4 protein-coding genes are annotated in these 3,514 nt (G+C 72.2%); all 4 read left to right on the forward strand.

The features are described 5' to 3' along the window. A partial coding sequence (locus AB0G02_RS31805; RefSeq protein WP_360801461.1) for a WS/DGAT domain-containing protein occupies window positions 1-738 on the forward strand: 738 nt, incomplete at its 5' end. Between the two features lie 94 nt (window positions 739-832). Beyond that, window positions 833-1,426 (forward strand): maleylpyruvate isomerase family mycothiol-dependent enzyme, encoded by a 594-nt coding sequence (locus AB0G02_RS31810; RefSeq protein WP_360801464.1) that lies wholly within the window; start codon window positions 833-835, stop codon window positions 1,424-1,426. 80 nt (window positions 1,427-1,506) lie between these two features. After that, a complete protein-coding gene (locus AB0G02_RS31815; RefSeq protein WP_360801467.1) occupies window positions 1,507-2,415 on the forward strand; it encodes an alpha/beta hydrolase in 909 nt (302 codons plus the stop codon). Continuing rightward, window positions 2,412-3,514 (forward strand): FAD-dependent monooxygenase (locus AB0G02_RS31820; protein WP_360801470.1); only part of this gene is annotated, 1,103 nt, incomplete at its 3' end. The genes AB0G02_RS31815 and AB0G02_RS31820, both read left to right, overlap by 4 nt.

The raw sequence follows: 3,514 nt of genomic DNA on the forward strand, positions 1-3,514 counted from the left end.
CCGCGTGCCGCGCGGGACCGGGCCCGCCTCGCCGGTCGGGTCGCCGTGCAACTCCTGCGGCCCGTCCCGCCGTCGCCGCTCCTGCGCAGGCGCAGCTCCGCGATCCGCTGCGGCGTGGTCACCGTTCCCCTGGCGGATCTCAAGGTGGCCGGGAAGGCCGCCGGTGCATCCGTGACGTCCGCCTACATCTCGGCGGTGCTGGGGGCGTTCCACCGCTACCACGCCTATAACGGGGTGAACCACCGGAGCGTGCCGACCCTGGTGCCGGTGAACGTGCGCGAGCCCTTCGAGACCGGCGCGGGCAACATCGTCGCCTCGGTGCGCATCGCGGGGCCGATCGGTGACATGCCGGCACCGGCGCGCACGGCAGCCGTGCACTCCGTGATCACCGAGGCGCGCGACGCCCTCGTCCGGGACGTGCACACCACCCTGGCCGACCTCGGGTCCTGGATCCCGGGCCTGGTCCACCGGGTGATCGTGCCCCCGGTGCTGCGGAGCGCGGTCGACCTCGTGGTCACCAGCGTTCCCGGGTTCTCCCGCACCACCTTCGCCGCGGGCTCCCGGGTGGTGAACGCGGCGGCCTGGGCTCCCAGAGGTGGTGCCGCGGCCAACGTGTCGATGGTCTCGCACGACGGGACGTGCGCGATCGGGACGAACCTCGACCCGGCCGCCGTCACGGACACCGGCCTCTTCCACCACTGCCTGGAGCAGAGCCTCCGGGAACTGATCACCGGCTGACCCCGCCCGCCTCGCGACGGGGGTGGGACCGCCGCCGTGGAGCGCCCGGGATCCGAGACGCCGCGGACCGACGAGCCGACAGGAGGTCGGAGCAGTGGAACTGCCCCTGGAACAGGAGTTGCGCGCGGAGAGGCGCCGGCTGATCCTCACCTTGGACCAGCTGTCCGACGACACGTTCGAGTCCGGTCGCACGTTGTGCACCGAGTGGTCTCCCCGGGACGTCCTCGGGCACCTCCTCGCCGTGGACCGCTTCGGGGAGTCCTACCTCCCCTACGGCCCCTTCGTCGACGTCGCCAACCGCAAACAGGTGGAGCGGGCCCGCCGGCTGCCCCGGAGCCGACTGATGGCACGCGCCCGGAAGTGGGCGGACCAGCCGTCCCTGCCCAGCCGGATCGGTGCCGTGATCACCCTGGGGGACCTCGCGATCCACCACCAGGACATCCTGCGCGGTCTGGGGTTGCGCAGGGACCTCCCGCCCCCCGCGTCCACGTTCATCCTGTGGGACGGGGCGTTGCTGAGCCTGATCACCAACCTGAGGATCCTGCGGTACCGGGTGGTGCCCACGGACGGATATCCCGAGTTGGGGATCAGCTCGCCGTGCACGCGGGAGGTCCGCGGCACCAGGGAAGCCCTGGGCATGTGGCTCGCCGGGCGCGATTCGGTGGCCGACGAGCTGCTCTTCGACTGACCGCGCCCCTGTTCCAGGAGTCCCGGGCGGCGAAAGCGCCGAGTTCGACGGACGTCCCACGCAGTTCGAGGAGGAATCGCATGAACGACCGGAAGCCGACCAAACGACGTGTCCTGGTGAGAGGGCTCTCCACCCTCTTCTACGAGGCCGGGGAGGGTCCGGTGGTCCTGCTGGTGCCGGGTATCGCGACCGACCCCCGGGACTGGTACCGGGTCATGGACGAACTGGCCCTGACACACCGGGTCATCGCGCTGTCGTTGCCGGGTCTGGGCGGTACCAGCCCGTTGCCGGACGTGCGCCCGACCAGGGTGGCTTCGTTCGTCGCGGACTTCCTCGACGTTCTGGGAGTGGACTCCGTCATCGCGGTGGGACACTCCTACGGCGGCCTCGTGGCAGCCGAACTCGCCCTGCAGAACCCGCGGGCGGTCACCAGGCTGACGTTGGTCGACGCCTCCGGTCTCGGCCGGGCGGTCCACCCGGTGGCCGTCGCACTGGCCCTGCTGCCCGACCGCGCGGCCGACCTGGCATCCGCCTTCGCCTCCCTCCCGGGCGGCGCCGCCGCGTTCACCCTCTCCAGCAACGTGCTGCTGCGCCAGCCCTGGCGGATCCCGGTGAAGACCTGGGCGGCCCAGTTCCGGATGGCCAGGTCGCGGCAGTCGCTGCGGACCGCGCTCGAGGTGTTCCGGGAGTGCGGCGGCATCATCGGCCAGAGGGACGACATCACCGTCGTCGACCGCCTGCACGAGATCGACGTGCCGACCCTGGTGATCTGGGGCGGCCTCGACCAGCTCTTCCCGGTGTGGCAGGGCCGTGCGGCGGCACGCCGACTCCCGGCCGGCCGCTTCACCGTGCTGGTGGGCGCCGGGCACGTCTCCTACCTGGACAGCCACGAGGAGTTCATGGACGCCCTCGGTTCCTTCGTCCGCGACGACCTGGAACCCACGTCTCCGAGCGGTCCGGTGGACGGCGACGGGGGAGGACACCCGTGAACGACACCTCGGACGACGGAACGCGGTCGCCCGGCACACCGGGAACCGGGGCGGGCGGCCGAACGCGCGAGCCGGGCACCGCGCCGACGCACGCCGGCGGTGCGCGGACCGAACGCGAGGAACGGCACGGGGTCGTGATCATCGGTTCGGGCGTGGGCGGGAGCATCGCGGCGTTCCGCCTGGCCGAGGCCGGCGTGGACAACGTGGTCCTCGAGCGGGGCCGGCGCTGGCCGGTCACCCCCGCCGGTGACACCTTCCCCGCGTTCCCCTCCCTCGACCGCCGACTGGTGTGGCTGGACGACGATTCGACCCCCCTGCCGCCGGCCCGCGGGCCCCTGTCGTCCCTGCTCCGCCGTGCTACCTCGGCGGCGCTGCCGCGCTCGACCGGACTGCTGGACGTGAACGCGCAGGACGGCGTCGTGATCATCAGCGGCGCGGGGGTCGGTGGTGGGACGCTGGTCTACGGAGGTGTGCTGGCCCAGCCCCGCCCCGGACCCTTCCGGCGGTTGTTCCCCGCCGAACTGGACTACGACGAGCTCGACCGCGTCCACTACCCCCGAGCGCGCGAGCGCATGGTGGCCGCCCCGTTCCCCGACGACCTGCCGGCCCGGGAGCAGTACCGGTCGAACCGCCTCTGGAGCCTGGCGGCGGAGCGGTCGGCGCTTCCGGCCGAGACCATCGTGGGCAACTTCGACTTCGACGTCGTCCGGGGCGAACTCGACGGCACCCGGAGAGCTTCTGCGGTGATCGGCCAGTACCACTTCACCGGGTGCAACAGCGGCGCGAAGATGAGCGTGGACCGCACGTACCTCGCACGGGCCGAAGCCTCCGGCAGGACCTCGGTGCGGGCGCTCCACCGAGTGACCCACGTGTCCCAGGACCGCGGGGGCCTCTACCGCGTGGTCGCCGAGCGCCTGGACGAGGACGGAACCGCCGTCGAGCGCCTGGTGTTCTTGTGCGACAGGCTGATCCTCGCCGCCGGTGTGCACACACCGCGGATCCTGCTGACCGCACGGGAAACCGGTGCCCTGCCACAGCTGCACGAGTCCGTCGGGAAGGGGTGGGGATCCAACGGCGATCACCTGACCGCGATCAGGAC

This window comes from Actinosynnema sp. NPDC023658, from assembly GCF_040639995.1.
GTDB lineage: Bacteria > Actinomycetota > Actinomycetes > Mycobacteriales > Pseudonocardiaceae > Actinosynnema.

Bases quoted from the DNA above. Each gene is read 5' to 3' on its own strand.
- AB0G02_RS31815 (WP_360801467.1), top strand. From the start codon at position 1,507: ATGAACGACCGGAAGCCGACCAAACGACGTGTCCTGGTGAGAGGGCTC.